This is a genomic window from Mesorhizobium sp. M8A.F.Ca.ET.181.01.1.1, assembly GCF_004792025.1.
Taxonomy (GTDB): domain Bacteria; phylum Pseudomonadota; class Alphaproteobacteria; order Rhizobiales; family Rhizobiaceae; genus Mesorhizobium.
In genome coordinates this window covers 410,336-436,423 of sequence record NZ_SRTV01000002.1, presented here as the reverse complement: position 1 = coordinate 436,423, position 26,088 = coordinate 410,336, and the positions used below count along the sequence as shown (strand labels likewise).

Sequence of the window (26,088 nt, the reverse complement as noted above, 5' to 3'; positions counted from 1 at the left end):
GCGCGTCAGCGCCCGGCCCAGTCAATGGCGGTTTGGAGAATCTGCGTCAGCGTGGCACGGATCGGCGCGGCGAACGCCGCATCGTAGGGTACCGGCCAATTGTCCGGCGTGCCCTTCCCTTCGGGCTCGCGCATATAGCCGCGGTTGGAGAGTTCCATCTGCAGCGCATGCACGCCCTGAAGAGGCTGACCGAAATGGCGCGTGATCCACCCGCCCTTGAAGCGGCCGTTGACGACAAAGGTTTCGCCGGTTTCGGCCATGATCTGGCTGACCGTCGCCTGCAGCATCGGATCGGCGCTCTTGCCGTCATTCGTGCCGAGATTGAACACCGGCAGTCTGCCCTGGAACAGCCGTGGCAGCACCGAGCGGATCGAATGGCAGTCGTAGAGGACAATCTTGCCATGCAAGGCGCGCAACCTGTCGATCTCGGCCCGCAAGGCGGCGTGATAGGGTGCAAAGAACTTCTCGCGGCGCTCGTCGATCTCAGACGGGCCCGGCTCTTCGCCGTCGCGATAGAGCGGATCGCCGTCGAAGGTTTCGGTCGGGCATAGGCCGGTGGTTGCCTGACCGGGGTAGAGCGAGGCGCCGGAAGGATCGCGGTTGACGTCGATGACGGTGCGCGAGATCGCGGTGTGCACGACCGTGGCGCCGAGACCGGCGGCGAAATCATAGAGATTGTCGATCCACCAGTCGCAATCGCGACGACCGAGCCATGGCGACACCAGCCGGTTTTCGAGGCCGGCGAGGTCGATGCCGGTGTGTGGGATCGACACAAGCAGCGGTGCCGTGCCTTGTTTTATTGTCAGCCAGGAAGGTGTCATCGCGCAATCCCCGGCAGCGCCACCGCGCCTGCCGCCTCCACGGCCGCGCCGCTGCGCACCATGGCGATCGCCTTTTCCATGTCGGGGTGGAAGTGCCGGTCATTGTCGAGATGCGGCACCTCGGCGCGAACCAGCTTGCGCACGGCTTCGAGCGCTGCGCTCGAGGCCAGCGGCTGATGGAAATCGCAGCCTTGGGCGGCGGCCAGCAATTCGATTCCGATCACCGCAGTCGCATTCTCGACCATGCCGATCAGCCGGCGCGCGCCATGCGCGGCCATCGAGACGTGGTCTTCCTGATTGGCCGAGGTCGGGATGGAATCGACGCTTGCGGGATAGGCTTTCTGCTTGTTTTCCGAAACGAGTGCCGCCGCCGTCACCTGCGGGATCATGAAGCCGGAGTTGAGGCCGGGCTTGGGCGTCAGGAAGGCGGGCATGCCCGACAGCGCGGGGTCGACCAGCATGGCGATGCGGCGTTCCGACAGCGAGCCGATCTCGCAGACGGCCAGCGCGATCATGTCGGCGGCGAAAGCGACCGGCTCGGCGTGGAAATTGCCACCGGAGAGTGCCGTGTCGTCCTCGGCGAAGATCAGCGGATTGTCGGTGACGCCATTGGCCTCGGTTTCGAGCGTATCGGCGGCCTTGCGCAGGACATCGATCGCCGCGCCCATGACTTGCGGCTGGCAACGCAAGCAATAGGGATCCTGCACACGCTCGTCGCCGACCCGGTGCGACTCGCGGATGGCGCTGCCGGCCATCAAATTGCGCAGTGCGTCCGCGGTCTCGATCTGGCCGCGATGCTTTCTCAACAGATGAATGCGAGGATCGAAGGGTGCGTCGGAACCCTTTGCCGCGTCGGTCGAGAGCGCGCCGGCGACAAGCGCCGACTGGTAGAGCACTTCGGCCTCGAACAGAGCGGCCAGCGCATAGGCCGTCGAAAACTGCGTGCCATTGAGCAGCGCCAGACCTTCCTTGGCGCCCAATGTCACGGGCTCCAGCCCGTGCGAGACGAAGGCGACCTTGGCCGGAAAACGGCCATGCGGGGTAAAGCATTCGCCGACACCGATCATCACCGCCGTCATGTGCGACAGCGGGGCAAGGTCGCCGGAGGCGCCGACCGAGCCTTGCGCCGGCACCACCGGGATGACGTCGTTGACGAGCATCGCTTCAAGCAACTCGATGGTTTGCGAGCGCACGCCGGACGCACCCTGCGCGAGGCTTGCAAGTTTCAGCGCCATCATCAGCCGGGCAACGGCGACTGGCATCGGCTCGCCGACGCCCGCGGCATGCGACAGAACGATGTTGCGCTGCAGGGTCTCGAGATCTTCGGCCGGGATGCGCACACTGGCCAGCTTGCCGAAGCCGGTGTTGATGCCATAGACCGGCTCGCCCTTGGCAACGATCCTGGCAACGGCCTCGGCGCTTGCCTTGATCTTTGGCCGGCAGGCGTCGTCCAGTTTGGGCACGGCGCCACGGTAGATGGCGCGCCAGTCGGCCAGCGTGGCATTGCCGGGCTTCAAGGTCAGTTCGGTCATTGTCCTCTCCAGATGCGTGCATGCAGCGGGTTGAAGCCCATGCGGTAGACGAGTTCGGCGGGGCGCTCGATGTCCCAGATCGCCAGGTCGGCGGATTTTCCGGCTTCCAGCGTGCCGGCCTCGTCGAGCAGGCCCAGCGCACGCGCGGCCTCGCGGGTGACGCCGGCAAGGCATTCGTCGACCGTCATGCCGAACAGGGTCGCCGCCATGTTCATGGTCAGAAGCAACGAGGTCAGCGGTGAGGTGCCGGGATTGTTGTCGGTGGCGACCGCCATTTTCACGCCGTGCTGGCGGAAGAGGCTAATCGGCGGCTTCTTGGTCTCGCGGATGAAGTAATAGGCGCCGGGCAGGATCGTCGCCACGGTCCCCGCCTTGGCCATCGCCATGGCGCCCGCCTCGTCGGTGTATTCGAGATGGTCGGCCGAAAGCGCACCATAGCGGGCGGCAAGTTCAGCGCCGTGCAGGTTGGACAACTGGTCGGCGTGGAGTTTGACGGGCAAGCCAGCCGCCTTGGCGACATCGAAGACCCGCGCTATCTGCTCGGGCGAAAAGGCAATGCCTTCACAGAACCCGTCGACGGCATCGGCCAAGCCTTCTGCGGCGACGCCGGGAAGAATCGTTTCGGCGACGAGATCGATGAAAGCGTCCTTGTCGCCCTTGGCTTCGGGCGGCAGCGCATGGGCCGCGAGACATGTGGTGCGGACCGTCACCGGGCGTTCATTGCCCAGCTGTCGCGCAGCGCGCAGCGATTTCTTCTCGTTTTCGAGATCGAGTCCATAGCCCGACTTTATTTCTACGGTGGTGACGCCTTCCGCCATCAGCGCATCGAGGCGCGGCAGCGTCTGGGCGACCAGGTCGCTCTCGCTGGCGGCACGCAAGGATTTGACCGACGAGACGATGCCGCCGCCTGCCCTGGCGACTTCCTCATAGGAGGCGCCGGCCAGCCGCATCTCGAATTCGTTGGCACGGTTGCCGGCATGGACGAGATGGGTGTGGCAGTCGATCAGGCCGGGTGTGATCCAGCGGTCTTCGCAATCGATGATCTCGCCTTGGGCAAGCCCCGAGGGCATCTCGGATTCCGGACCGGCATAGACAATGCGGCCATCACGCGCGGCCAGCGCACCATGCTCGACGATACCAAGATCGGCAGAATTCTCGGCCATGGTCGCCAGGCGCGCATTGCGCCACAGGCGAAGCCCCCCTGCCCGGCTTTTGCTCTCTACAGCCATCATCTTTTCCGTTTCAATCGGTGGCGATTATGTATATACATATTGAAACGCACTGCAAGTGCCATCATCGCATGCGAGACCGGGAAGTGGAGAGAAAGTGACCTATATCTTTGCGGAACAGGCGCTTCTCCCCAATGGCTGGAACGACAATGTGCGTATCACTTTCGCCAACGGGCGCATTACCGCCGTGGAGCCGGGGGGCACCGCGTCGGCAGGTGACGAGCGCCATGCCATTCTCCTGCCGGGCATGCCCAATCTGCACAGCCACGCGTTCCAGCGCGGCATGGCCGGGCTTGCCGAGTTGCGCGGTCCCTCCGCCGACAGTTTCTGGAGCTGGCGCGAGGTGATGTACCGCTTCGCGTTGTCGATGACTCCAGACCAGGTCGAGGCGGTGGCGGCGCAGCTCTATGTCGAAATGCTGGAGGTCGGGTTTTCCCGTGTCGGCGAGTTTCACTATCTCCATCATGACCGCGACGGAAAACCTTACGCCAACCCTGCCGAGATGGCCGAGCGCATCGCTGCCGCGGCCGGCGAAACGGGTATCGGCCTGACGCTGCTGCCGGTGTTTTACGCGCATTCCTCCTTCGGTGGTGCCGCGCCAAACGAGGGCCAGAGGCGATTCGTCAACGAAGTGGACGAGTTCGCCCGGCTTGTTGAGAAAAGCCGCGAATCGGTTCGCGCGTTGAATCAAGCTGTCGTCGGCGTCGCCCCGCACAGTCTACGCGCCGCGACGCCAGACGAACTCACGACGGTTGCCGCCATGGCGCCAGACGGGCCGATCCACATCCATGTCGCCGAGCAGGTCAGGGAAGTGGAGGACTGCCTCGCCTGGTCCGGCGCGCGCCCGGTCGAATTTCTGCTTGGGGCTGCCGATGTCGATCAGCGCTGGTGCCTGATCCACGCCACCCATATGACGGACGCCGAAACCATCGGCATGGCCAAGAGCGGCGCCATCGCCGGCCTTTGCCCGATCACGGAGGCCAATCTCGGCGACGGCACCTTTGCCGCGCCGTTGTTCAGGGAGCATGGCGGCCGCTTCGGCGTCGGTTCCGATTCCAACGTGCTGATCGGCCTGCCCGACGAATTGCGCCAGCTCGAATATTCGCAGCGCCTCGCGCATCGCGCCCGCAATGTGCTTGCGGTAGCCGGCGGCTCGACGGGCCGCGCGCTGTTCGACGCAGCGCTCGAGGGCGGCAGCGTCGCGCTTGGCGCCGGCGCATCGCAAATCGCGCCTGGTTCATCCGCCGATCTCGTCTCGCTCGACGCCAAGAACCCTTCGCTGGCCGGCAAGACCGGAGACGCGATCCTCGACGCCTGGATTTTCGCCAATGGCAGCAAGGTCGATTGCGTCTGGGTGCATGGCAAGAAACAGGTCAGCGGCGGCAGGCATGCCAGGCGCGAGGCCATCGCCGAACGGTTTGGCAGCGTGATGACGGCGCTTTCCGAGGGATGACCTAGATGACCATGGCCGAACCGACGGAGATCGACGACAGCGAGACCGTGTCGCTGCATCAGCGCATCCTTTCCGATATCCGGGAAAAAATCCTGTCCGGCACCTGGGCGCCCGGCCACCGCATCCCGTTCGAACATGAGCTGACCGCCGAATACAAATGCTCGCGCATGACCGTCAACAAGGCTCTGTCACAATTAGCCAAGGCAGGTTTGATCGAGCGCCGTCGCCGGTCGGGCAGTTTTGTCAGCCAGCCACAATCACAGGCAGCCGTGCTGGAACTTCACGATATCAGGATCGAGGTCGAGGCGCTCGGCCTGCCCTACCGCTACGAGCGGCTGGAACGCCTGAAGCGACGTGGCAATGCGGAGGACAGGGCGATGCTCGGACTGTCCGCCGCAGGTTCAGTGCTATGGCTCGAGGGCCTTCATTTTGCCGGCGAACGGCCATTCGCACTCGAGCGACGCCTGATCAATCTTTCAGCGGTTTCGGAAGCCGGGGACGAAGAGTTTCTGGAAATCGCCGCCGGGCCCTGGCTGATCGGCCGCGTGCCGTGGAGCGAAGCCGAGCATCGCATCCGCGCCATGGCTGCCGACGAGACTATCGCCGACGCGCTCGACATCGATCCCGGCGCGCCCTGCCTGGTGGTCGAACGCCGCACCTGGAGCGCCGAGCACCCGGTTACCCATGTGCGCTTCATCTATCCAGCGGAAAGCCATACGCTGGTGGCAAGATTCACGCCGTCGCAGGGCTGAGTAATCTCCCCACTCGTGGGGGAGAAGGCCGGCAGGCCAGAGGGGGGCGCTGTAGAGCGCGAACCTTGACTGGTCTGCCAGGATTTATGCCGAAATTGAGAGGCTGGCGTTCGTTCGCGCCCCCCTCTGCCTTGCCAGGCATCTCCCCCACGAGGGGGAGATCGGCAGCTGCACTGTCGGCTTAAATCGCAGCTGTAATAATGATCTCGACCAGATATTCGGGGCCGGCAAGCTTTGCCTCGCCGGTGGCGCGGGCGGGCGTGTGGCCCTGCGGTACCCACTTGTCCCATTCGGAATTCATCTCGGCGAAGGTGCCCATGTCGGCCAGCCAGATGATCGCCTGGACGATCTTGGTCTTGTCGGTGCCGGCCTTAGCCAACAACCCATCGATGGTCGCAAGGATGTCGCGGGTCTGCGAGGCGACGTTGCCGCCGGGTTCGCCGACCTGGCCGGCCAGGTAGACTGTGGTGCCGTGGATGACGATCTGGCTCATGCGCGGGCCAACATCGATGCGACGAATGCTCATTGCGAGGTTCCTTCCGTTGTGGTCGCGCCTCTTTAGAGTCGCCGTCCGCTTCGAGCAAGGCCGCCTGAACCGAAACCGTTTGAGCCAATCGCTCCATCCAGGGCCAGGCGCGTACACGGCGAGTTGACCACCGCGTCGCAGTTCCGCCGGATTGGCTTGTTGACTAATGTAATAACATCACATATCCAAGCGACCTGCCTGCAGCCGCGTTTGGCCAACGGAACGATATGACCCAGACCTGCCTGACATTCCGTGACCTGACGCTGGGCTACAACAGCCATCCGGCGATCCACCATCTCGATGGGGCAATCCGCAAGGGTTCGCTGACGGCCGTGGTCGGCGCCAATGGTTCCGGCAAGTCGACGCTGATGAAAGGTATAGTTGGGGTGTTGAAGCCGATGGCCGGCGAGGTTATCCGCGCGCCGGGCGTGCGGGCGGCCTACCTGCCGCAGCAATCGGAGCTTGATCGCTCCTTTCCCGCCCGCGTCGTCGACCTGGTCTCGCTCGGCCTGTGGCCGAAGCGCGGCATGCTTGGCCGCTACACCCAGGAAGATCGCGAGGCCGTCAGCCAGGCTTTGATGGCCGTCGGCCTCGGCGGCTTCGAGAAGCGGCCAATCGACACGCTGTCGGGCGGCCAGTTGCAGCGCACGCTGTTTGCCCGCGTGCTGTTGCAGGATGCCGACCTGATCCTGCTCGACGAGCCCTTCAATGCGGTCGACGCCAAGACGGTCGGTGACCTCATTGCCCTGATCAAGCGCTGGCACGGCGAAGAGCGCACCATCATGGTGGTGGTCCATGATCTGGATCTTGTGCGCCAGAATTTTCCCGAAACACTGCTGCTTGCCCGCCAGCCGGTAGCCTGGGGCGAGACCCGGGAGACGCTGAAGCCGGAGAACCTGTTGCGCGCGCGCCGCTTCCACGAAGCCTGGGAAGAGAACGCGCCCTGGTGCGAGCCTGACGAGCACGCTCATGATCATGATCATCATCATGACGGCCACGATCACGACCATCACCATGGCGCCGGACCGAGGGCTGCCTGATGGACGCGCTCTACGGCCTTTTCATCGCGCCATTCGCCGATTTCGGTTTCATGCAGCGGGCGCTTTTCGGCTCGCTGATGCTGTCGCTCGGCGCCTGCCCGATCGGCGTCTTCCTGATGCTGCGGCGCATGAGCCTGTCGGGCGACGCGATGGCGCACGCCATCCTGCCGGGGGCGGCCGCCGGCTTCCTGTTCTACGGCCTCGAAATCCTGCCGATGACCATTGGCGGCCTGATCGCCGGCATCATCGTGGCGCTCGGCGCCGGCGCCGTCTCGCGCTTCACCATTCAGCGCGAGGACGCCTCGATGGCGGCCTTCTACCTGATTTCGCTCGCCATCGGCGTGCTGATGGTGTCGATCCGCGGCTCCAGCGTCGACCTCATGCATGTGCTGTTCGGCACGGTGCTGGCACTCAACAACGAGGCATTGACGCTGATCGGCGGCATCGTCGCGGTGACGCTGGTCAGCCTTGCCGTCTTCTGGCGGGCGCTGGTCGCGGAATGCCTGGACCCGCTGTTCCTGCGTTCGGTCAGCCGCATGGGCAGCCCGGTGCATTTCATTTTCCTCGGTCTCGTCGTCCTCAACCTCGTCGGCGGTTTCCAGGCGCTCGGTACCTTACTTTCAGTCGGATTGATGATGCTGCCGGCGGCAGCGGCGCGCTTCTGGACGGCGCGCGTCGAGCCGATGTGCGCGCTGGCCGTGCTGATCGGCTTTGCCTCCTGCATTGCCGGGCTGCTCCTGTCCTATCATGCGTCGTTGCCGTCAGGCCCGGCCATCATCCTGTCGGCCGGCGTCGTCTATTTCGCCTCTATCCTGTTTGGCACGCGCGGCATTCTGCGCGCCCGCATCGTCCATCACCGTCACAGAACGGCCTGATCCCCCGCCCCAAAGGAGACCCAACCATGCTGAAATCACTCTGCGCCGCCCTGGCGATGAGCGTTATAACATTAACAGCCTTTGGAGCTTCATCGGCCTTCGCCGAGCCGCTGAAAGTGGTCGCCAGCTTCACGGTCATAGCGGATTTCGCCAAAAATGTCGGCGGCGACCGCGTCGACATCACCACCATTGTCGGGCCGGACGGCGATGCCCATGTCTATGAGCCGAGCCCCGCCGACGCGGTGGCAATGGCCAAGGCCGACATCGTTCTGGTCAACGGCCTGCATTTCGAAGGTTTCCTGCAGCGGCTGGTCGATGCCAGCGCCACCAAGGCTTCGATCATCACCTTGACCAAGGGCGTGACGCCGATCGACTTCAAGCCTGAGTTCGCCGACGCCGACGCGGCGGAGGGTGCCGGCACCGGCGACGGCAAGACCGTCACCGATCCGCACGCCTTCCAGTCGATCGCCAATGCCAGTATCTATGTGAAGAACATCGCCGAAGCCTTCTGCGCGGCCGACAGCGACGGCTGCGTCTCCTACCAGACCAACGCGGCCGCCTACACCAAGAAGCTCGATGCGCTGGAAGGCGAAGTGAAGGCGGCGATCCAGTCGATCCCCGAGGCAAAGCGCGTCGTCATCACCTCGCATGACGCCTTCGGCTATTTCGAGCATGAATACGGCCTGACTTTCCTTGCCCCGCAAGGCATCTCGACCGATTCCGAGCCGTCGGCCGCCGATGTCGCCAAACTGGTCGAGCAGGTGAAGCAGGACAAGGCGTCGGCGATCTTCGTCGAGAACATCACCAATCCGCGCCTGATCGAACAGATCGCCAGCGAGACCGGCATCAAGGTGGGCGGCACGCTCTATTCGGATGCGCTGTCGCAGCCCGATGGCCCCGGCTCGACCTACATCGACATGATGCACAACAACATCCGCCAGATCAAAGGCGCCATTCTCGGCAGCTGAGAAGAGCGTTCTCGAAAGGCGGAGCCAGTCTCCGCCTTTTTTCATTCCCCTCTGGGCAATCCGAGTCAGAATCTTCGCTGGCAACGTCCATCTGCGCTATGATGTCGATCCGCGCGGGACGCGCATGAAGCGCAGATTGAGGCCGGCACTGCCATGACAGATTTCACGCCCTTCCAGTCGCTGCTCGGCGGTGCCCTCATCGGCCTGTCGGCGGTGCTCCTGATGGCGTTGCATGGACGGATTGCCGGGATGACCGGTATCCTAACAGGGGTCATTCCGCCGCTTGCCCCGGATTGGGGCTGGCGAGCCGCGTTTCTCATTGGCGCAGTCGTGGCGCCGCTCCTCTATCGGACTGTTGGCGGACATATTGCCTTCAGCGTGCCGCTGCCAACGCTGTCCCTCGTTGTCGGTGGCTTCGTGGTCGGCATCGGCGTGCATTTCGGCGGTGGCTGTCCGAGCGGGCATGGCATTTGCGGCATTGCGCGCCTGTCGCCACGCTCGATGGCCGCCGTCGCGACCTTCATGGTCACCGCATTAATCACCGTCTTCATCATCCGCCACGTCGTCGGGGGCTAACCATGAACAGGCTCGTTTCGGCATTCCTGATCGGCGGGATTTTCGGCCTCGGCATCGCTGTTTCCGGTATGATAAATCCGGCCAAGGTGCTGAATTTCTTCGACATTGCTGGCACCTGGGACCCCAGCCTGATCTTCGTCATGGGCGGCGGCTTGGCTGTCGCCTTTATCGGTTACCGACTGGTGTTCGGCCGGTACAAGGCCCCGGTGTTCGAAACCGAGTTTGCGCTGCCGACGAAGCGCGTTATCGATCTGGAATTGGTTGGCGGCGCCGCCGTGTTCGGTATCGGATGGGGCATTGCCGGCTTCTGTCCGGGCGGCGCCATTCCGGCGCTGGGCCTCGGCTATTCACGGACGCCGATCTTCGTCGCTTCGGTGATCGCAGGCATCGTCGTGGCGCGTTTTGCCCGGGCGCGCATCGCTCAGCCGGCCACGGCATAGGAATTGGTTGCCGGCCACGTCAGGGAGTGGCAAAACTCCTGCCAAATCAGATCGCGAGGACATCGTCATGGAATACCGCGAAATCAGCGAGGACTATTCGGTCTCTGGCCAGATCCAGGCCGAAGATGTCGCCGCCATCAAGGCCGCCGGCTTCAAGAGCGTCATCTGCAACCGGCCGGACGACGAACAGCCCGGCCAGCCTTCGGCCAAAAGCATCGGCTCGGCGGTCGAAGCCGCCGGCCTCGCCTTCCGTTACATCCCCGTGATCAGCGGCCAGATCACAGCCGAGAATGTCGAGGACCAGGCCGAGGCGCTGGATGAGCTCGAGGGCCCGGTGTTCGCCTATTGCCGCTCCGGCGCCCGATGCACCAATCTGTATGGGCTGATCCAGCAGTCGAAGGGTTAGATCGGCAGCGCGCCGGTCTCCTTCAGCGTCTCCAGCACGATCGCCGTCTTCACATGCTGCACGGATTCATGCGGCAGGAGCACGCCGTTGACGAACTCGGACAATGATTTGAGGTCGGGCGTCACCACCTTCAGGATATAATCCATCTCGCCGGTCAGCGCATGCGCCTCCTGCACTTCCGGCAATCGCGCCACCAATTCGCCGAAGCGTCGCGCGTTGTCACGGTTGTGGGTGGCCAAGGTCACCGAGATGACGTTGACCAGTGAGAAGCCGAGCTTGTCGCGGTCGAGTACGGCGCGATAGCCCTTGATATAGCCATCCTCCTCCAGCCGCTGGCGGCGGCGCGAGCATTGCGACGCCGACAGGTTCACCCTTTCGGAAAGGTCGTTATTGGTGAGCCGGGCATCGCCCTGCAAAAGAGCCATTATCTTGCGGTCAAACTGATCGATGCGCGTCTCATCCATGGTTTTTTCTCTAATCATGCATGCTTCACGCATGACATCATCATTTCAAGCGTTTGAATGCAAGCACCATGCACAGGCTCCACGCTATCATGGTTTCAAATGGCCCTTTCAGGCCAAACGAGATTTTCGGAGGAATATCATGGGTCCCTTCCCGCACGACGCCCCGCCCGCCACGATCAGCAGGGACAACCCTGCCGGCACCGATGGGTTCGAGTTCGTCGAATTCGCGCATCCCGAGCCGCAGAAGCTGGCCGAGCTCTTCACTCGCATGGGCTATGTGGCGGTGGCCAGGCATCGCACCAAGGACATCACCGTCTGGCGGCAGGGCGACATCAACTATGTCGTCAATGCCGAGCCCGGCTCGCACGCGATGAAGTTCGCCGACAAGCATGGCCCTTGTGCTGCCTCGATGGCCTGGCGGGTGGTCGATGCCAAACATGCTTTCGAGCATGCCGTCTCCAAGGGCGCCACGCCTTATGAAGGCGACGACAAGGCGCTCGACGTGCCTGCCATTGTCGGCATCGGCGGCTCGCTGCTTTATTTCATCGACAGCTACGGCAAGAAAGGCTCGGCCTATGACGCCGAGTTCGGATGGCTCGGCGCGCGCGACCCGCGGCCGCAAGGCGTCGGCTTCTATTTCCTCGACCACCTGACCCACAATGTCTATCGCGGCCAGATGGACAAGTGGTGGGACTTTTATCGCAATCTGTTCGGCTTCAAGCAGATCCATTTCTTCGACATCGACGGCAAGATCACCGGCCTGGTCAGCCGCGCCATCACCTCGCCTTGCGGCAAGATCCGCATCCCGCTCAACGAATCCAAGGACGAGACCAGCCAGATCGCCGAATACCTGAAGAAGTACAATGGCGAAGGCATCCAGCACATCGCGGTTGGCACGGACGAGATCTACGCCGCCACCGACAAGCTCGCCGAGAACGGGCTGAAATTCATGCCCGGCCCGCCCGAGACCTATTACGACATGTCGTATGACCGCGTGAACGGCCATGGCGAGCCGATCGAGCGGATGAAGAAGCACGGCATCCTGATCGACGGCGAGGGCGTGGTCGATGGCGGCATGACCAAGATCCTGCTGCAGATCTTTTCCAAGACCGTGATCGGGCCAATTTTCTTCGAGTTCATCCAGCGCAAGGGCGACGAAGGCTTTGGCGAGGGCAATTTCCGCGCTTTGTTCGAGTCGATCGAGCAGGATCAAATCAAGCGCGGCGTGATCAAGGTACAGGCGGCGGAATAGGCCGGTCTAACACGGGAACTCTTGCGGTTCGGTCGATTATGACCTAAATTCTAGTCATAAAGGATCGAGCACATGAATGTTTCCATCGCCGAAGCCAAGGCCAAACTGTCGGAACTTGTCAGCCGCGCGGAAGCAGGTGAGGAGATCGTTCTTACGCGCCACGGCAAGGTGGCGGCGCGCATTGTACCTCCGGCGGTGGCCGAACCTCTGCCGCGTATCGGCGCTTTGAAGGGCAAGATCTGGATTGCGGATGATTTTGACGAACTCGGTCCTGAATGGGACGAGTTCGTAAAATGACGGTCGGCCCCTTCCTCGCCGACACACATATCATCCTCTGGTCAATTTCGGACGACCGACGTCTCAGCGAGCATCACCGCGGCATCCTGGTTTCGGAAGCGGTGGTGTTCGTGAGCGCGGCGAGCGTTTGGGAAATTGCCATCAAACGTTCGATCGGAAAGCTCAACGCGCCGGACGATCTGCCGGCGCTGCTTCCAAGGATGCGATTTCAGCCGCTCACCGTAACCTTACAGCACGCGAACGCCGTTGGTGGCCTACCTCGCCACCATGGTGATCCGTTCGACAGACTGCTGATTGCGCAGGCGCAAGTGGAAAATCTGACCATCCTCACATCCGACCCGCATTTCGCCCATTATGATGTGGCTGTGACATGACTAGCGAAGGACCTGGTCTCACAACCGAAGCCTCTCAACCTCGTCCCGCCTAACCCTGACATCATAATCGAGCAGGAACTCGTCGAGTTGCGGCGGCGCGACGGAGGTGCCGGACAGCATGGCGTGGACCTGGCCGCGATGGTGGATGTCGTGCAGGAAGACGTGCGCCAGGATATTGCCGATCTTTTCCGGGATCATGCCGTCCTCGCGCCGGTCGGTGATGACGCGGCGATCTAGATCGCTTTCCGACAAGCCATCGCAGAAGGCAATCAGCCGCCGGTCGGCCGCGACCTGCGCGGCAAAAAGCTCCTGTGGTTCGTCGAAAGGCACGAAGTCATCATGGGCAGCGGCACCGACGCCGCCCTCTTCGAGAAAGTCCAGATAGAGATAATCGACCGCAAGCACATGGTTGAGCGTGGCCTTGACCGACGGGAAAAAGCTGGTGCGCTCAGCCTCGAACTCGCCGGGCTTCAGAGCAAGCACTGCGCGATAGAGCCGGTCGTTCGACCAGAGATTGTTGCCCGCCATGCGGCGCAGATGATCCAGAAGATTCATCGCTGAAAATCTGTCCTAGCCTCTATCTCGCGTAGTTCTCGACCTTCTGCTCGATGGCACCGAAGATCGAATGCCCGGCCTTGTCCTTCATCTCGATGCGTACCGTGTCGCCGAAGCGCAGGAACGGCGTCTTTGGTTCGCCGCTCGCGAGGGTCTCGATCATGCGCAGTTCGGCGATGCAGGAATAGCCTGCGCCGCCGGCCGACACAGGCTTGCCCGGGCCGCCGTCGAGCTTGTTGGACACCGTACCCGAGCCGATGATGGTGCCTGATACCAGCGGCCTTGTGCGGGCGGCGTGAGCGATCAGTACCGGGAAGTCAAAGGTCATGTCGACACCGGCATTGGCGCGGCCGAACGGCTTGCCGTTGATGTCGGCGAGCAGCGGCAGGCTGACCTTGCCGCCATCCCAGGCGTCGCCCAGTTCGTCCGGCGTCACCGCGACCGGCGAAAAGGCCGAGGACGGTTTCGACTGGAAGAAGCCAAAACCCTTGGCGAGTTCCGGGCCGGTCAGCGCGCGCAGCGTGACGTCGTTGACCAGCATGACCAGCCGGATCGCGGCGCGCGCTTCATCGAGGCTGGCGCCCATCGGCACATCGTCGACGATGACGGCAATTTCGGCCTCCATGTCGATGCCGAAGGCTTCGTCGGCCATGCGGATCGGATCGCGCGGCGCAACAAAGGAGTCCGAGCCGCCCTGATAGATCAGCGGATCGATCCAGAAGCTTGCCGGCATCTCGACGCCGCGCGCTTTGCGCACCAGTTCGACATGGTTCACATAGGCGGAGCCGTCGGCCCATTGATAGGCGCGTGGCAGCGGCGAATGCGCGTCGTGCTCGTGGAAGCGAGCCGCCGGCATCGCACTGTTCTCCAGCGATTCGGCGATTGTCGCGAGATGCGGCGAGATCCTGCGCCAGTCGTCGAGTGCCGCCTGCAGCGTGCGCGCCAAGAACGAGGCGTCTGTGTACTGTGTCAGGTCGCGCGAAACGACAACGAGTTTTCCATCGCGCGTCCCATCCTTCAGTGTGGCAAGCTTCATGCGGTTCCCTCTCCTGAGGCGGCCTTGGCGCCGCTTTGGCTTTTCTTACGCATGATCTTTTTCCGAAAACCGGTTTCCACTTTTCGGGATCATGCTAGCTCCACAACAAGGCCGTCGCGAGCGATCGTCAAGTCGCCGGCCCATGTTTTCCTGACGGCAGCAGTCCAATCGGTCTCGCCAATCTGGGGGTCGTCGGCCGGAATGAGGTGGTTGAGCACCAGTCTCTTCACGCCGCCATCGCTGGCGATGCGGCCTGCCTCTTCGGCAAAGCTGTGGCTGGCGAGCAGGTGTTCCCTGAGCCGCGCGCCATTGCCGGTCCTGGCAACCAGCCGCTCGATCCCCTCCTCCAGCATGGCTTCGTGGACGAGGATATCAGAGCCTTCGGCGAAATCGGCGAGCGGTGGGAAGAAGGCTGTATCGGCCGAAAACACCACGCTCTTGCCGCCATGCTCGAAGCGCAGCGCAAAGCAGTCGGTCACCGGCGGATGGTCGACGCGCAGCGCCGTCACCTTCAGGCCGCGCTGCTCGACCACATGGCCTTCGCCGAATTCTTCGACAGAAACCAGCTCGCGAATATCAGGCCGGCCCTCGTCGACGATGCGGATTTCGATGTCGAATTCCATCGCCTGACAAAAGCGCCGCCAGTAATGGCCGGTGCCGGGCGGGCCGAACAGGCTGACCGGCGTCGCCAATCCGGCCGTCCAGGCGGTGTGGATCAGCGGACCCAGTTCCAGCACATGGTCGGAATGCAGATGCGTGATGAAGATCAGGTCGAGCGCCTTCAGGCTGACACCGGCATCGACAAGGCCGCGCGTGACGCCGAGCCCGCAATCGACGACGATGGCCCGCCCGCCGATCTCGAGCAGCGACGAACTCGGCCACGGCCCGCCCGGCCGTAGCGCAGGGCCGCCTTTGGAGCCCAACAGCACCAGCCGATCCGGCATTGAATTACCGCTCAAGACCAGTCGCCCTCGGGCATGCCGTTGAAGCGCTTCTTCAGGTCGGCCCAGCAGTCGATATAATTGTCCTGCCGGGTTTCCAGTTCGGCACCGTATCGGGTCAGCATCTGCGGATAGCGGGTCTCGAACATGAAGGCCATGGTGTTGTCGAGCTTGACCGGTCTCAGGTCCGCGCGCGAGGCCTTTTCGAAGCCAGGCGCATCCGGGCCGTGGGCCAGCATCAGATTGTGCAGGCTTATGCCGCCGGGAACGAAGCCTTCCTCCTTGGCATCGTACTGGCCGTGGATCAGACCCATGAACTCGCTCATGATGTTGCGGTGATACCAGGGCGGCCGAAACGTATCTTCCGCCACCAGCCAGCGCGGCGGGAAGATGACGAAATCGATATTGGCCGTGCCCTCCTCGCCGCTCGGCGCGGTCAGCACGGTGAAGATCGATGGATCGGGATGGTCGAACAGCAGCGCGCCGACCGGCGAAAACGTCGCCAGATCATATTTGTAGGGGGCGTAGTTGCCGTGCCAAGCCACCACGTCGAGCGGCGAATGGCCGATCTCGGTGACATGGAAATTGCCGCACCATTTCGCGATCAGCCGGCACGGCGTCTCCTTCTCCTCGAACCAGGCGCAGGGCGTCTTGAAGTCGCGCGGGTTGGCCAGGCAATTGGCGCCGATGGGGCCGCGGTTAGGCAGTGTCAGCTTGGCGCCGTAATTCTCGCATACATAGCCGCGCACTTCGGTGTCGGCCAGTTCGACCTTGAAGACGAGGCCACGTGGCAGCACGGCGATCTCGCCGGGTCGAAGCTCGATGACGCCCATCTCGGTGACCAGCCGCAAGCTGCCCACCTGCGGGACGACCAGCAATTCGCCGTCGGCATTGAAGAAATGATCATCGACCATCGAGCGATTGGCGACATAGACATGGGCGGCCATGCCGGTCTGCCCGAGCACGTCACCGGCCGTGGTGATGCTGCGCATGCCCTGGATGAAATCGGTCGGCTCCTTCGGCATCGGCACCGGATTCCAGCGGTACTGGCCAAGCGCCAGTTCGTGGTCGCCGACATTGGGGGCAGTCTTCCACAGCGGGTAGCCGGCTGCCTTGAAGCGGCCGGTGTGCTTGACACTTGGCCGGATGCGATAGAGCCAGGAACGCTCATTGGTGCCGCGCGGCGCGGTGAAGGGCGAGCCGGAAAGCTGCTCGGCATAGAGGCCGTAGGCCGGCCGCTGCGGCGAGTTTCGCCCCTGCGGCAGCGAACCGGGCAATGTCTCGGTCTCAAAATCGTTGCCGAAGCCCGGCATGTAGGAAAAGGCCATCGCTTCCTCCCGGATTGACCAAACTGGTTTCATTTGTAACCATTGAAAATGTAACTATCAATCTTCCGTTTTTCCGGATGCGGACAATGGACATTCTCGAACTCGAAAGCTTCCTTCCCTACCGGCTCTACCGGCTGGCCGACGCGGTCAGCCGCGAATTCTCGAAGGTCTATAAGGACCGCCATGGCCTGACCCGGCCCGAATGGCGCACGCTATCCGGACTTGGACAGCGCGGCACGATGACCGCGACGGCGCTCGGCGAACAGTCGGCCATGCACAAGACCAAGGTTTCGCGGGCCGTGGCTGAGCTGGAACGAAGGCGATGGCTGCTGCGCAGGCCAGACGAGAACGACCGGCGTGTGGAGCATCTGGCTCTGACCAAGGCCGGGCTTGCCGCCTATCGCGAGATGGTGCCGCTGGCGAAGGCGTTTGAGAAAGAGTTGCTGGCCAAACTAAGCGTGGACGAACGTGCGGCGATTATGAGCGGAGTGGCGGCGCTGGAGATGGCGTTGGAAGGAAAATAGAGCTGATAGACTGGCGGGACAGCGAAGGAACTACGTCTCTATCGACGCGTCTCACCAATCCATCACCACCTTGCCCGAACTGCCGCTGCGCATCGCGTCGAAACCCGACTGGAAATCATCGATACCGATGCGATGCGTGATCAGCCCGGTCACATCGAGCGGGCCTTGCACCAGCGCGATCATCTTGTACCAGGTCTCGAACATCTCGCGTCCATAGATGCCCTTCAGATGCAGCATCTTGAAGATGACCTTGTTCCAGTCGATCTCGAAGCCGGTCGGCGCGATGCCGAGGATGGCGATCTTGCCGCCATTGTTCATGGTGTCGATCATGTCGCGGAAGGCGGGCGCGGCGCCCGACATTTCCAGCCCGACGTCGAACCCCTCGGTCATGCCGAGCGCCGGCATGACGTCGCGCAGTTTTTCCTTCGAGGCGTCGACGACGTGCTGGACGCCGAGCTTCTTCGCCAGCGCCAGCCGCACCGGGTTGATGTCGGTGATGACGACCTTGCGTGCGCCGACGCACTGCGCCACCAACGCCCCCATGATGCCGATCGGCCCCGCGCCGGTGACCAGCACATCCTCGCCTACCAGGTCGAAGGACAATGCGGTGTGGACGGCATTGCCAAGGGGATCGAAGATGGCCGCGATCTCGTCCGGCACGTCGTCGGGGATCGGCACGACATTGTGCTGCGGAATGGCCAGATATTCGCCAAAGGCACCCGGACGGTTGACGCCGACGCCGAGCGTGTTGCGGCACAGATGCCCTCGCCCAGCGCGGCAGTTGCGGCAATGGCCGCAGACGATGTGGCCTTCGCCCGAGACGCGCTGGCCGACCTTGTATTCGGTGACCGCGGCGCCGAAATCGGCGACGGTGCCGACGAACTCATGGCCGGTCACCATCGGCACCGGCACCGTCTTCTGCGCCCACTGGTCCCAATTGTAGATGTGGACGTCGGTGCCGCAGATCGCCGTTTTCTTGACCTTGATCAGCACGTCGTTGGGGCCGATTTCCGGCACCGGCACCTCTTCCATCCAGATGCCCGGCTCGGCCTTGGCCTTCACCAGCGCCTTCATCATGTTCGACATTCTTTTGTCCCTTGAATCTCTTGATCCGGAATCGCTTTTCGACGCTCAGGAAATCACGCCCAATTCCTTGCCGACGGCACCGAAGGCCTCCACCGCGCGGTCGATGTCGGCGCTGGAATGCGCCGCCGACATCTGGGTGCGGATGCGTGCCTGGCCTTTCGGCACCACCGGGAAAGAGAAGCCGATGACATAGATGCCGCGCTTCAGCATGCGCGCGGCCATCTCCTGCGCCAGCGTCGCATCGCCCAGCATCACCGGTATGATCGGATGATCAGCCCCGGCCAAAGTAAAGCCAAGCTTGCCCATTTGAGACCGGAACCGCGCCGCATTGGCATATAGGCGCTCGCGCAAGGCATCGCCATTGCGGATCAGCTCGAACACCTTGATCGAGGCGCCGGCGATCGCCGGCATCAGCGTGTTCGAAAAGAGATAGGGCCGCGAGCGCTGGCGCAGCCAATCGACCACCTGCCTCTTGCCCGAGGTATAGCCGCCGGAAGCACCGCCAAGCGCCTTGCCGAGCGTGCCGGTGATGATGTCCACCCTGCCCTCGACGCCGCAATGTTCCGCCGAGCCACGACCATTCCTGCCAACGAAGCCGACCGCATGGCTGTCATCGACCATGACCATGGCATCATACCTTTCGGCGAGATCGCAGACGCCCTTCAAATTGGCGATGATGCCGTCCATGGAAAACACCCCATCGGTGGCGATCAGCCGGAAGCGGCAATCCTTCGCTTCCTTCAATCGCGCCTCCAGATCGGCCATGTCGTTGTTGGCGTAGCGGAAGCGTTTGGCCTTCGACAGCCGGACACCATCGATGATCGAGGCGTGGTTGAGCGCGTCGGAAATGATCGCGTCCTCCTCGCCCAGCAGCGTCTCGAACAGGCCGCCATTGGCATCGAAGCAAGAGCCATAAAGGATCGTGTCGTCCAGGCCGAGAAAGGATGAAATCGTCGCCTCGAGCTGCTTGTGCTCCTCCTGCGTGCCGCAGATGAAGCGCACCGACGCCATGCCGTAGCCGTAGCGGTCGAGCGCCTGCGTGGCCGCAGCGCGCAGGTCCGCGCTGTCGGCGAGGCCGAGATAGTTGTTGGCGCAGAAATTCAGCACTTTCTCGCCGCCCACCTCGATTTCGGCCGACTGCATCGAGGAAATCACCCGCTCGGACTTGTAGAGGCCGGCGGATTTCAGCCCTGCAAGCTCACTGTCGATATGGGAGAGAAATGCTGCGGTCATGATCAGGCCTCGTTTGACGTGGGCAGACTGTCGTCCGGCCCGCGCAAAAAATCCATCGCAAAAGCGACCGGATCAGGTGGCCGGGCAGCATCAGGGGGACGCGATGGACATTGCCCAAGCGACCATCCGGCACGCATGGATTGACGAATGCTCAAATGCGGGCCGGCCGCGAAAGAACCCGATAACCATTTCGCGATCTTTCCGCGCCTCCCCCTTGCCGGCCAGCCGTCGACTTCCGGTCCTGTTAACGTTTGCAGTTCAATGGTGCTCATACAGAAATCCGTTGGCGAGAGGGCCGCCCCCGAACATGTCTCAGCAGCCGGTGCAAACCGTTTCAGGCAAGCTCATACTGCTGATCAAGGCTGGCTACTGGCTGGCGCTGCTGATCATTGCCGCCATGGTGGCAGCCTCCTTCGTTTTGCTGCAGCAGACGATGGCCACGCAGCAGCACAACAACACCTTGCTCGACATCGTCGGCACGCAGAAGACATTGTCGCAGCGCATCGTCTTCCTTGCCAGCGCGACAGGCGTCGCCTCGCGCGACAAGCAGCCGGCGCTGGTCAGCGCGCTGAAGCAGGCCACGGCGGAGTTCGAGACGAACTACGATCTGCTGCTCAAGCAGACAGGCGCGGATCCGCAATCGCCTGCCAAGCTCGATCCGAAGTCGATCGAGAGCGTGCTTTTCGCCAAACCCTTCCATCTCGACTATTTCTCGGTTGGCCTGATCGCCAACGGCGATCGTCTGATCTCTGCACTGGAATCGCAGCTCAACCTTGGCGACAATGGCGGCTACAAGGGCGGCGCCGAACGCGTCAACCTCGATGCCTCTGTCGCCAATGCCACGCTGTCGGGCTATGCCGCGCTCGGCCAGCGCATCAGTGCCGACGCCGACGAGCGCTCCGAAAAGTTGCTCACTCTCCACCGCACGCTGTTCTATGCCACCCTCGGCGTCATCCTGCTGGTGGCGCTGTTCATCTTCAGGCCGATGTCCAACGCGATCCTGCGCAAAACGCGTGAATTGGTCGACGCTCGCAATTCGATGGCCTTCATCGCGGTGCATGACGGCCTGACGGGCCTGCACAACCGCACCTTCCTGACCGACCATTTCGAGACGCTGATCAAAGGCGCGCATCGCCGGCGCGAGCGCCTGGCCGTGGTCCAGCTCGACCTCGACCGCTTCAAGCAGATCAACGATACGCTGGGCCACGCCGCCGGTGACTATGTCCTGGTGGTGACGGCACAGCGCATGCGCGATTCCTGCCGGGCGTCGGATCTGTGCGCGCGGCTTGGTGGCGACGAATTCGTGATGATCCTCAACGGAGCCGGCAGCACCGAGGACATCAACATGCTGGCACGGCGCATACTGGTGCACATCAACGAGCCGATCGTGTTCCAGGGCACCACCATTCTTCCGGGCGCCAGCGGCGGCATCGCCGTCTATCCAATCGACGCCGACAATGCGCAAGACCTGCTGGTCCACGCCGATCTGGCGCTTTATTCCGCCAAGAAGATGGGTGGCGGCAACTTCTCGTTCTTCTCCGAGGAACTGCGAAGGGAACTCGACTACCGCAAGCAGCTCGAACACGACATCAAGGTCGCCATTTCCGAAAAAGCGTTCCAAGTCTATTTCCAGCCACAGGTTTCGCTAACCGACGGCACCATCAGCGGCATAGAGGCCCTCGTGCGCTGGAACCATCCCGAGCGCGGCATGATCTCGCCGGGCGAATTCATCCCGGTCGCGGAGAAATGCGGCTTCATGCCGGAGATCGGCCGCATCGTGATCAGCAAGGCGATCAACGAAGCCGCCGAATGGAACCGTGCCGGCATTGCCTTCGGCCGGCTTGCCGTCAACGTCTCGGGCACCGAGTTGCGTGAGCACGATTTCGATGCGTTTCTGTTCGACACGCTGGAGAGAGCCGGGCTGCCGCCGCAGAAACTGTCGCTGGAAATCGTCGAATCCGTCATCCTCGACGACGAGAAGACAGGCATCGCGGCCAAGCTGCGGCACATCCGGGCGGCCGGCGTCCATCTGGAACTCGACGATTTCGGCACCGGCTATGCGTCGCTCAGCCACGTCAATCCCAACGAGATCGACCGGCTCAAGATCGACCGCCGCTTCGTCCAGAACATCCACGAAAATGGCGACAACTCCAAGATCGTGCGCGCCATCACCGAACTTGCACGGGGTTTGGGCATCTCCATCGTCGCCGAGGGCGCCGAAACCGAGGCGGAGCTCGACTCGCTGATGGCGATCGGCTGCGACCAGGTGCAAGGCTATTCCATCGCCTTCCCGATGCCGCATGACAAGGCGCTGGAATGGCTGACCGCCCGCATGCCGAAGAAGGCCAGGCTGACGGTATTGCAGGGAAGCCTGGCGTAGGCGGAGCCGGGCCTGGCTTGACAACCAGCCGATGAAATGGCGGCCTGTCCTGATCGCAAACGGGTAGTGGCCCATGACATTCTTTCGGCTTGCCCTGGCAGCCATGTTGATGTCGGCGTTGCCGGCCCATGGCGCGGATCGCACCATCTACCTCACCTTCGACGACGGTCCTCTGAACGGCACAAGCAACATCCTCGACGTCTTGGAGGCGGCGCAGGTTCCGGCAACGCTGTTCATGGTCGGCATGCATGCCGAGGCCAGTGCGTCCAACAAGACGTTGGTGCGGCGCGCCAAGGCGATGCCGCTGGTGACGATCGGCAACCACAGCTACAGTCACGCCTACAATCACTACCGGCATTTCTATGGCGATACGGAAGGCGTGGTTGCCGACATGCTCATGGCCAATGCCGTTCTGGGCCTGAAGTCCGCGGTGCACGCCCGCCTGCCGGGGCGCGACGTGTTCCGGCTGCCTTCGATGTCGAAGAACGACAATTCGCTTGGGCAAGCGCAAGCCGGGCGCGAAGACCCCGACTATGAGTTCGTCGCAGCGTCCGGCTTTTATCTCTATGGATGGGACCACGAGTGGGTGCACAAGGACAGCGGCGAGCCGGTCCAGAGCGTCGATCATCTGGTCAGCGAGATCGATCATTTGTTCGGCTACGGCCACTTTGCCAAGCCCGGCAAGCTGATCCTTTTGATGCATGACCAGATGTTCCAGGACGGCTTTGACGGCAAGACGCAACTGACCAAGCTGATCACCGCACTGAAACTGCGCCACTATGCGTTTGGAACAATCCCGAGCTATGATAACTAAGCCATCAGGTCGGCACTCCTAGCTCTCCACATTCTCCCGCAATACGGCCAGCACCCGCGCAAACTCCGCGAGACGTTCGTCGGGTAGTCCTGTGCGAAGCCGCTTGTCGAAGACAAGTGCTGCTTGCCGCAACGTTTCGAACAGCGCTTCTCCCGCCTCCGTCAACCGGACCAGATGAACCCGGCGGTTGAGGGGATCGCGCTGCCGCGTCAGCAGGCCCTGCGCCTCCATCGCATTGAGATGATGGGTCAGCGTCGCACCCTGGATGCCGATCATGCCGGCAAGTTCGCGTTGATTGGCGAGCTCGCTCGACTTGACCGACAGCAGCGTGAGCCAGACCGGCAATGTGCCGCCTGCTTCAACCAAGGCGGCGTCGAAAGCCTGTGCGACAAGCTTGGCGGTACGGCCAAGGTTCATACCAACCGGCGGGCGTTCAAACGGTGTCATGATCTGACAGTAGAGCAAGCAGTGGGAACGTGAAACTCGGCTTCATGATTGACATCTAACCGTTAGATATCTAACTTTGTCTTATTGATGGCATCGCGGCATGGTTGCGGCGCGCAGGCGGCGGGCGAATGAGAGGAATGCAGTCATGCAATATGTTTATATCGTCGTCATCGGCCTGCACGTCATGGCCGGCGTATTCTGGGCTGGCACGACCATCGCGGTTGCCCGCGATCCGGACATCCGAGCAGAGCGGTTCTTCCGGCCGCAAATGGGCGCGGCCGGTTTGGCTTTTCTGACCGGATTGCTGCTCTGGTATTTCTTTCATGAGGGTGCTTTCGGCTCGATGGAGAAGGTACTGGCGCTCGGCATTTTGACGGCGCTAATCGCCGCCGGTGTGCAAGGCGCGCTTGTGGGCTCCGCCAGCAGGCAGCTCGCTGGCGCCGATGCAGCGACCCAAACGGAGCTGCGCGCGAAAATGACCAGGGGCGAACGCATCGCCGGCGGACTGCTGGTCATCACCGTACTTTGCATGGCGACCGCCAAATTGTTTTAGAATCGCACGGCCGGTGAAAGCCGATCATGCGCGGCGCGCAACGGACCAGAGCGGCAGGTGGCTCTCCTTGCAAAGGCCGTTGCGCGCCACCTGATCGTAATCAAATCCTGATCCCGAACCTGATCCCGTCATAGATGGCGGCGTGGATGTTGCGGGAGGCAACCGCGTCGCCGATGCGCAACAGCACGAAGCCCCCTTCGGGGTTGCGTTGGGGAAAAACGTCGCCTCCATTGACCAGACGTTCGTAGTCGACCGCCCCAGTGTTCTTCGACAACGGCTTCAGCGACAGATACAGATCGTCGAGCGGCAGCGTGCCGTGTTCGACCACAACCTGGTCGACCCTGCGTTCGCCGTGCCAGCCATCGGCAAAGTCCGAAGCGAGTTCAGCGACCAATTGATTGCCCTCGCGCCGCACCGAGCGCAGGCGCGTGTTGATGGTGATGGTGACGCCCTTTTCCTGGAAGGCCCGCATGTACGGAACGTGGTTCATGCCGCCCATTTCGGGGGCGAAGAACCGCTCCGGTGAAACCAGTTCCAGCTTCGAGCCGCTGTTGGCAATCAGTTCGGCCGCGCCCATGCCCTGATGGCCGCCATTGTCGTCAAAGAGAAGAACATTCTCGGCCGGCTTGACGCTGCCGGCCATGATGTCCCAGCTCGACGTGACGAGATTGTCACCGGAGGCCAGCGGCGGGTTCTGCGGCAGTCCGCCGGTGGCGACGACCACCACGTCAGGGGCCAGGGCCAGGACGTCGTCCTTCTCTGCCCATGTGTCGTAGCGGATCTCGACGCCGAGCCGGTCGAGTTCGGCCAGACGCCAGTCGATGATACCGATCAATTCCTTACGGCGCGGGTTCTGGGTCGCCAGACGGACCTGCCCACCCGCTTGTGATGATGCTTCCAGGATCGTTACTTCATGGCCGCGCTCGGCCGCGACCCGCGCCACCTCCAGTCCGCCTGCCCCTGCGCCGACGACCACGACTTTACGCTTGGGCCCTTCCGTCTTGGCGATCACGTGCGGAATATCCGCCTCGCGGCCGGTCGCCGCATTGTGGACGCACAGCGCCTCGCCGCCCTCGTAGATGCGGTCGAGACAATAGGTGGCGCCCACGCAGGGACGGATCTCGTGCTCGCGGCCCTCCATCACCTTCTTGATGATGTGCGGATCGGCGATGTGGGCACGCGTCATGCCGACCATGTCGAGCTTGCCGGTGGCGATCGCGTGGCGCGCGGTGGCGACGTCGGAAATGCGCGCAGCGTGGAAGGTCGGGAATTTCGTCGCCGCCCTCACCTCGCCGGCGAAATCGAGATGCGGCGAAGACCGCATGCCAGTCACCGGGATGACCTTGGTCAGTGCCGCGTCGGTCTCGATCGAGCCACGGATGATGTTGAGGAAATCGACCTTGCCGGAGCCGGCCAGTCGCCTGGCGATCTCGACGCCCTCCTCCTTCGACAGGCCTTTCTCGAAATCCTCGTCGGCGACCATGCGGATGCCGACGACGAATTTGTCGCCAACCGCCGCCCGCACCGCATCGAGCACCATGTTGGTGAAGCGCAACCGGTTGTCGAGCGAACCGCCATACTCGTCGTCGCGATGATTGGTGGCAGGCGACCAGAAGCCGTCCATCAGATGGCCGTAGGATTCGAACTCGATGCCGTCGAGACCGGCTGCCTGGCAGCGCTGGGCGGCCGATGCATAGTCGGCGACGATGCGCTCGATGTCCCACTCCTCTATGGTCTTGGGGAAAGCACGATGCGCCGGCTCGCGCACAGGCGAGGCCGAGAGCACCGGCAGCCAGTCGGCCTTGTTCCAGCCGGTACGGCGGCCGAGATGGGTGATCTGGATCATCACCTTGCAGTCATGCTCGTGGCAGGCGTCAGCGAGTTCGGCCAGCCACGGCACGATGCGGTCGTCATAGACGTGCAGATTGCCGAAGGCGGCCGGACTGTCGCGCGAAACGATGGCCGAGCCGGCGGTCATGGTCAGCGCCATGCCGCCCTTGGCCTTTTCGGCATGGTAGAGCCGATAGCGCTCCTTCGGCATGCCGTCCTCCGAGTAGGCCGGCTCGTGGCTGGTCGACATCACCCGATTCTTCAGCGTCAAATGCTTGAGCTGGTAGGGTTGGAGAAGCGGGTCGTTGCTCGTCATCGTCTTCCTGCCGTTTTAATTTGTGCTAATGAGCGGCAAA

The 26,088-nt window shown here is 62.7% G+C and carries 29 protein-coding genes; 15 read left to right on the top strand and 14 right to left on the bottom strand.

The genetic code is table 11. The annotated features are described in order from the left end of the window. Positions 1-5 precede the first annotated feature (5 nt). From hutG to hutI, 3 genes are read right to left on the bottom strand one after another with little or no spacing between them, the layout of a single operon-like run. The gene (gene hutG / locus EN824_RS10485) at positions 6-821 is read right to left on the bottom strand and encodes an N-formylglutamate deformylase (protein ID WP_127869666.1); all 816 of its coding nucleotides are present in this window, start codon (positions 819-821) and stop codon (positions 6-8) included. Continuing rightward, positions 818-2,353: a histidine ammonia-lyase gene (hutH, locus tag EN824_RS10480; RefSeq protein ID WP_135928972.1), complete on the bottom strand. Its 1,536-nt coding sequence runs from the start codon at positions 2,351-2,353 to the stop codon at positions 818-820. The genes hutG and hutH overlap by 4 nt, the downstream gene beginning before the upstream one ends. Continuing rightward, positions 2,350-3,582 (bottom strand): imidazolonepropionase, encoded by a 1,233-nt coding sequence (hutI, locus tag EN824_RS10475; RefSeq protein ID WP_135928973.1) that lies wholly within the window; start codon positions 3,580-3,582, stop codon positions 2,350-2,352. Before hutI ends, hutH begins: the two co-directional genes overlap by 4 nt. A 97-nt stretch (positions 3,583-3,679) precedes the next feature. Here hutI and EN824_RS10470 point away from each other — a divergent pair, with 97 nt between their 5' ends. Continuing rightward, positions 3,680-5,035, top strand: a complete 1,356-nt coding sequence (locus tag EN824_RS10470; protein ID WP_135932204.1) for a formimidoylglutamate deiminase — start codon at positions 3,680-3,682, stop codon at positions 5,033-5,035. Between the two features lie 11 nt (positions 5,036-5,046). Continuing rightward, a complete protein-coding gene (gene hutC, locus EN824_RS10465; protein WP_135932357.1) occupies positions 5,047-5,787 on the top strand; it encodes a histidine utilization repressor in 741 nt (246 codons plus the stop codon). 181 nt (positions 5,788-5,968) lie between these two features. Here hutC and EN824_RS10460 read toward each other — a convergent pair whose 3' ends face one another. Next, positions 5,969-6,313, bottom strand: coding sequence for a RidA family protein (locus tag EN824_RS10460; RefSeq protein ID WP_135883628.1), 345 nt, complete (start codon positions 6,311-6,313; stop codon positions 5,969-5,971). Positions 6,314-6,540: 227 nt separating this feature from the next. On the opposite strand from EN824_RS10460, the gene aztA reads away from it, so the two are divergent. The 6 genes from aztA (at position 6,541) to EN824_RS10430 (ending at position 10,618) form a co-directional block, all read left to right on the top strand. Next, on the top strand, positions 6,541-7,353 hold the full coding sequence (gene aztA, locus EN824_RS10455) for a zinc ABC transporter ATP-binding protein AztA (protein ID WP_135883627.1): 813 nt from the start codon (positions 6,541-6,543) through the stop codon (positions 7,351-7,353). Next, positions 7,353-8,228 (top strand): zinc ABC transporter permease AztB, encoded by an 876-nt coding sequence (gene aztB, locus EN824_RS10450; protein WP_135932203.1) that lies wholly within the window; start codon positions 7,353-7,355, stop codon positions 8,226-8,228. Before aztA ends, aztB begins: the two co-directional genes overlap by 1 nt. A 26-nt stretch (positions 8,229-8,254) precedes the next feature. Next, a complete protein-coding gene (gene aztC, locus EN824_RS10445; RefSeq protein WP_135932202.1) occupies positions 8,255-9,196 on the top strand; it encodes a zinc ABC transporter substrate-binding protein AztC in 942 nt (313 codons plus the stop codon). A gap of 153 nt (positions 9,197-9,349) precedes the next feature. Beyond that, positions 9,350-9,772, top strand: a complete 423-nt coding sequence (locus EN824_RS10440) for a YeeE/YedE family protein (RefSeq protein ID WP_127279828.1) — start codon at positions 9,350-9,352, stop codon at positions 9,770-9,772. 2 nt (positions 9,773-9,774) lie between these two features. Then, a complete protein-coding gene (locus EN824_RS10435) occupies positions 9,775-10,212 on the top strand; it encodes a DUF6691 family protein (protein WP_135932201.1) in 438 nt (145 codons plus the stop codon). Positions 10,213-10,279: 67 nt separating this feature from the next. Further along, the gene (locus tag EN824_RS10430) at positions 10,280-10,618 is read left to right on the top strand and encodes a TIGR01244 family sulfur transferase (RefSeq protein WP_127279826.1); all 339 of its coding nucleotides are present in this window, start codon (positions 10,280-10,282) and stop codon (positions 10,616-10,618) included. On the opposite strand, the gene EN824_RS10425 is transcribed toward EN824_RS10430, so the two are convergent. Further along, the gene (locus EN824_RS10425) at positions 10,615-11,082 is read right to left on the bottom strand and encodes an Lrp/AsnC family transcriptional regulator (RefSeq protein ID WP_032933331.1); all 468 of its coding nucleotides are present in this window, start codon (positions 11,080-11,082) and stop codon (positions 10,615-10,617) included. The two genes, EN824_RS10430 and EN824_RS10425, sit on opposite strands and share 4 nt — an antisense overlap. A 139-nt stretch (positions 11,083-11,221) precedes the next feature. On the opposite strand from EN824_RS10425, the gene hppD reads away from it, so the two are divergent. From hppD to EN824_RS10410, 3 genes are all read left to right on the top strand, one after another. Beyond that, positions 11,222-12,334 carry a 4-hydroxyphenylpyruvate dioxygenase gene (gene hppD, locus EN824_RS10420; protein WP_127279825.1) on the top strand — a complete coding sequence of 371 codons (1,113 nt, stop codon included), beginning with the start codon at positions 11,222-11,224 and terminating at the stop codon, positions 12,332-12,334. A 72-nt stretch (positions 12,335-12,406) separates the two neighbouring features. Continuing rightward, complete coding sequence (locus tag EN824_RS10415; RefSeq protein ID WP_127869671.1) at positions 12,407-12,631, top strand: type II toxin-antitoxin system prevent-host-death family antitoxin; 225 nt, start codon at positions 12,407-12,409, stop codon at positions 12,629-12,631. Then, positions 12,628-13,005, top strand: a complete 378-nt coding sequence (locus EN824_RS10410; protein ID WP_127281272.1) for a type II toxin-antitoxin system VapC family toxin — start codon at positions 12,628-12,630, stop codon at positions 13,003-13,005. Before EN824_RS10415 ends, EN824_RS10410 begins: the two co-directional genes overlap by 4 nt. 18 nt (positions 13,006-13,023) lie before the next feature. On the opposite strand, the gene EN824_RS10405 is transcribed toward EN824_RS10410, so the two are convergent. The 4 genes from EN824_RS10405 to hmgA form a co-directional block, all read right to left on the bottom strand. Beyond that, positions 13,024-13,560, bottom strand: a complete 537-nt coding sequence (locus tag EN824_RS10405) for a DinB family protein (protein WP_127869672.1) — start codon at positions 13,558-13,560, stop codon at positions 13,024-13,026. 22 nt (positions 13,561-13,582) lie between these two features. Continuing rightward, positions 13,583-14,596: a fumarylacetoacetate hydrolase family protein gene (locus tag EN824_RS10400; RefSeq protein ID WP_127281206.1), complete on the bottom strand. Its 1,014-nt coding sequence runs from the start codon at positions 14,594-14,596 to the stop codon at positions 13,583-13,585. A gap of 89 nt (positions 14,597-14,685) precedes the next feature. After that, complete coding sequence (locus tag EN824_RS10395) at positions 14,686-15,540, bottom strand: MBL fold metallo-hydrolase (RefSeq protein WP_189343644.1); 855 nt, start codon at positions 15,538-15,540, stop codon at positions 14,686-14,688. 11 nt (positions 15,541-15,551) lie between these two features. Next, positions 15,552-16,865, bottom strand: coding sequence for a homogentisate 1,2-dioxygenase (gene hmgA, locus EN824_RS10390; protein ID WP_135932200.1), 1,314 nt, complete (start codon positions 16,863-16,865; stop codon positions 15,552-15,554). A gap of 86 nt (positions 16,866-16,951) precedes the next feature. Here hmgA and EN824_RS10385 point away from each other — a divergent pair, with 86 nt between their 5' ends. Next, positions 16,952-17,389 (top strand): MarR family winged helix-turn-helix transcriptional regulator, encoded by a 438-nt coding sequence (locus tag EN824_RS10385; RefSeq protein WP_189522170.1) that lies wholly within the window; start codon positions 16,952-16,954, stop codon positions 17,387-17,389. Positions 17,390-17,440: 51 nt separating this feature from the next. Here EN824_RS10385 and tdh read toward each other — a convergent pair whose 3' ends face one another. From tdh to EN824_RS10370, 3 genes are read right to left on the bottom strand one after another with little or no spacing between them, the layout of a single operon-like run. After that, positions 17,441-18,475 (bottom strand): L-threonine 3-dehydrogenase, encoded by a 1,035-nt coding sequence (gene tdh, locus EN824_RS10380; protein ID WP_127869678.1) that lies wholly within the window; start codon positions 18,473-18,475, stop codon positions 17,441-17,443. A 45-nt stretch (positions 18,476-18,520) separates the two neighbouring features. Continuing rightward, a complete protein-coding gene (locus EN824_RS10375) occupies positions 18,521-19,708 on the bottom strand; it encodes a glycine C-acetyltransferase (RefSeq protein ID WP_127869679.1) in 1,188 nt (395 codons plus the stop codon). A gap of 2 nt (positions 19,709-19,710) precedes the next feature. Continuing rightward, positions 19,711-19,980, bottom strand: a complete 270-nt coding sequence (locus EN824_RS10370; RefSeq protein WP_127280017.1) for a hypothetical protein — start codon at positions 19,978-19,980, stop codon at positions 19,711-19,713. Positions 19,981-20,015: 35 nt separating this feature from the next. Between EN824_RS10370 and EN824_RS10365 the strand changes: the two genes are divergently transcribed. Beyond that, a complete protein-coding gene (locus EN824_RS10365; protein ID WP_127869680.1) occupies positions 20,016-22,088 on the top strand; it encodes an EAL domain-containing protein in 2,073 nt (690 codons plus the stop codon). Positions 22,089-22,161: 73 nt separating this feature from the next. Next, positions 22,162-22,902 (top strand): polysaccharide deacetylase family protein, encoded by a 741-nt coding sequence (locus EN824_RS10360; protein ID WP_127869681.1) that lies wholly within the window; start codon positions 22,162-22,164, stop codon positions 22,900-22,902. 18 nt (positions 22,903-22,920) lie between these two features. On the opposite strand, the gene EN824_RS10355 is transcribed toward EN824_RS10360, so the two are convergent. Then, entirely contained in the window at positions 22,921-23,247 is a 327-nt protein-coding gene (locus EN824_RS10355) for a MarR family transcriptional regulator (protein ID WP_245512027.1), read from the bottom strand. Positions 23,248-23,494: 247 nt separating this feature from the next. Here EN824_RS10355 and EN824_RS10350 point away from each other — a divergent pair, with 247 nt between their 5' ends. Beyond that, positions 23,495-23,902, top strand: a complete 408-nt coding sequence (locus EN824_RS10350) for a hypothetical protein (RefSeq protein WP_127280021.1) — start codon at positions 23,495-23,497, stop codon at positions 23,900-23,902. A gap of 100 nt (positions 23,903-24,002) precedes the next feature. Here EN824_RS10350 and EN824_RS10345 read toward each other — a convergent pair whose 3' ends face one another. Then, positions 24,003-26,048 carry an NADH:flavin oxidoreductase gene (locus EN824_RS10345; protein ID WP_127869682.1) on the bottom strand — a complete coding sequence of 682 codons (2,046 nt, stop codon included), beginning with the start codon at positions 26,046-26,048 and terminating at the stop codon, positions 24,003-24,005. Positions 26,049-26,088 lie beyond the last annotated feature (40 nt).

Excerpts from the sequence above, each read along its gene's own strand:
- hutG (WP_127869666.1), bottom strand. The coding sequence starts at position 821 with ATGACACCTTCCTGGCTGACAATAAAACAAGGCACGGCACCGCTGCTT.
- hutH (WP_135928972.1), bottom strand. The coding sequence starts at position 2,353 with ATGACCGAACTGACCTTGAAGCCCGGCAATGCCACGCTGGCCGACTGG.
- hutI (WP_135928973.1), bottom strand. The coding sequence starts at position 3,582 with ATGGCTGTAGAGAGCAAAAGCCGGGCAGGGGGGCTTCGCCTGTGGCGC.
- hutC (WP_135932357.1), top strand. The coding sequence starts at position 5,047 with ATGGCCGAACCGACGGAGATCGACGACAGCGAGACCGTGTCGCTGCAT.
- EN824_RS10460 (WP_135883628.1), bottom strand. The coding sequence starts at position 6,313 with ATGAGCATTCGTCGCATCGATGTTGGCCCGCGCATGAGCCAGATCGTC.
- aztA (WP_135883627.1), top strand. The coding sequence starts at position 6,541 with ATGACCCAGACCTGCCTGACATTCCGTGACCTGACGCTGGGCTACAAC.
- aztB (WP_135932203.1), top strand. The coding sequence starts at position 7,353 with ATGGACGCGCTCTACGGCCTTTTCATCGCGCCATTCGCCGATTTCGGT.
- aztC (WP_135932202.1), top strand. The coding sequence starts at position 8,255 with ATGCTGAAATCACTCTGCGCCGCCCTGGCGATGAGCGTTATAACATTA.
- EN824_RS10440 (WP_127279828.1), top strand. The coding sequence starts at position 9,350 with ATGACAGATTTCACGCCCTTCCAGTCGCTGCTCGGCGGTGCCCTCATC.
- EN824_RS10435 (WP_135932201.1), top strand. The coding sequence starts at position 9,775 with ATGAACAGGCTCGTTTCGGCATTCCTGATCGGCGGGATTTTCGGCCTC.
- EN824_RS10430 (WP_127279826.1), top strand. The coding sequence starts at position 10,280 with ATGGAATACCGCGAAATCAGCGAGGACTATTCGGTCTCTGGCCAGATC.
- EN824_RS10425 (WP_032933331.1), bottom strand. The coding sequence starts at position 11,082 with ATGGATGAGACGCGCATCGATCAGTTTGACCGCAAGATAATGGCTCTT.
- hppD (WP_127279825.1), top strand. The coding sequence starts at position 11,222 with ATGGGTCCCTTCCCGCACGACGCCCCGCCCGCCACGATCAGCAGGGAC.
- EN824_RS10415 (WP_127869671.1), top strand. The coding sequence starts at position 12,407 with ATGAATGTTTCCATCGCCGAAGCCAAGGCCAAACTGTCGGAACTTGTC.
- EN824_RS10410 (WP_127281272.1), top strand. The coding sequence starts at position 12,628 with ATGACGGTCGGCCCCTTCCTCGCCGACACACATATCATCCTCTGGTCA.
- EN824_RS10405 (WP_127869672.1), bottom strand. The coding sequence starts at position 13,560 with ATGAATCTTCTGGATCATCTGCGCCGCATGGCGGGCAACAATCTCTGG.
- EN824_RS10400 (WP_127281206.1), bottom strand. The coding sequence starts at position 14,596 with ATGAAGCTTGCCACACTGAAGGATGGGACGCGCGATGGAAAACTCGTT.
- EN824_RS10395 (WP_189343644.1), bottom strand. The coding sequence starts at position 15,540 with ATGCCGGATCGGCTGGTGCTGTTGGGCTCCAAAGGCGGCCCTGCGCTA.
- hmgA (WP_135932200.1), bottom strand. The coding sequence starts at position 16,865 with ATGGCCTTTTCCTACATGCCGGGCTTCGGCAACGATTTTGAGACCGAG.
- EN824_RS10385 (WP_189522170.1), top strand. The coding sequence starts at position 16,952 with ATGGACATTCTCGAACTCGAAAGCTTCCTTCCCTACCGGCTCTACCGG.
- tdh (WP_127869678.1), bottom strand. The coding sequence starts at position 18,475 with ATGTCGAACATGATGAAGGCGCTGGTGAAGGCCAAGGCCGAGCCGGGC.
- EN824_RS10375 (WP_127869679.1), bottom strand. The coding sequence starts at position 19,708 with ATGACCGCAGCATTTCTCTCCCATATCGACAGTGAGCTTGCAGGGCTG.
- EN824_RS10370 (WP_127280017.1), bottom strand. The coding sequence starts at position 19,980 with ATGAGCACCATTGAACTGCAAACGTTAACAGGACCGGAAGTCGACGGC.
- EN824_RS10365 (WP_127869680.1), top strand. The coding sequence starts at position 20,016 with ATGTCTCAGCAGCCGGTGCAAACCGTTTCAGGCAAGCTCATACTGCTG.
- EN824_RS10360 (WP_127869681.1), top strand. The coding sequence starts at position 22,162 with ATGACATTCTTTCGGCTTGCCCTGGCAGCCATGTTGATGTCGGCGTTG.
- EN824_RS10350 (WP_127280021.1), top strand. The coding sequence starts at position 23,495 with ATGCAATATGTTTATATCGTCGTCATCGGCCTGCACGTCATGGCCGGC.
- EN824_RS10345 (WP_127869682.1), bottom strand. The coding sequence starts at position 26,048 with ATGACGAGCAACGACCCGCTTCTCCAACCCTACCAGCTCAAGCATTTG.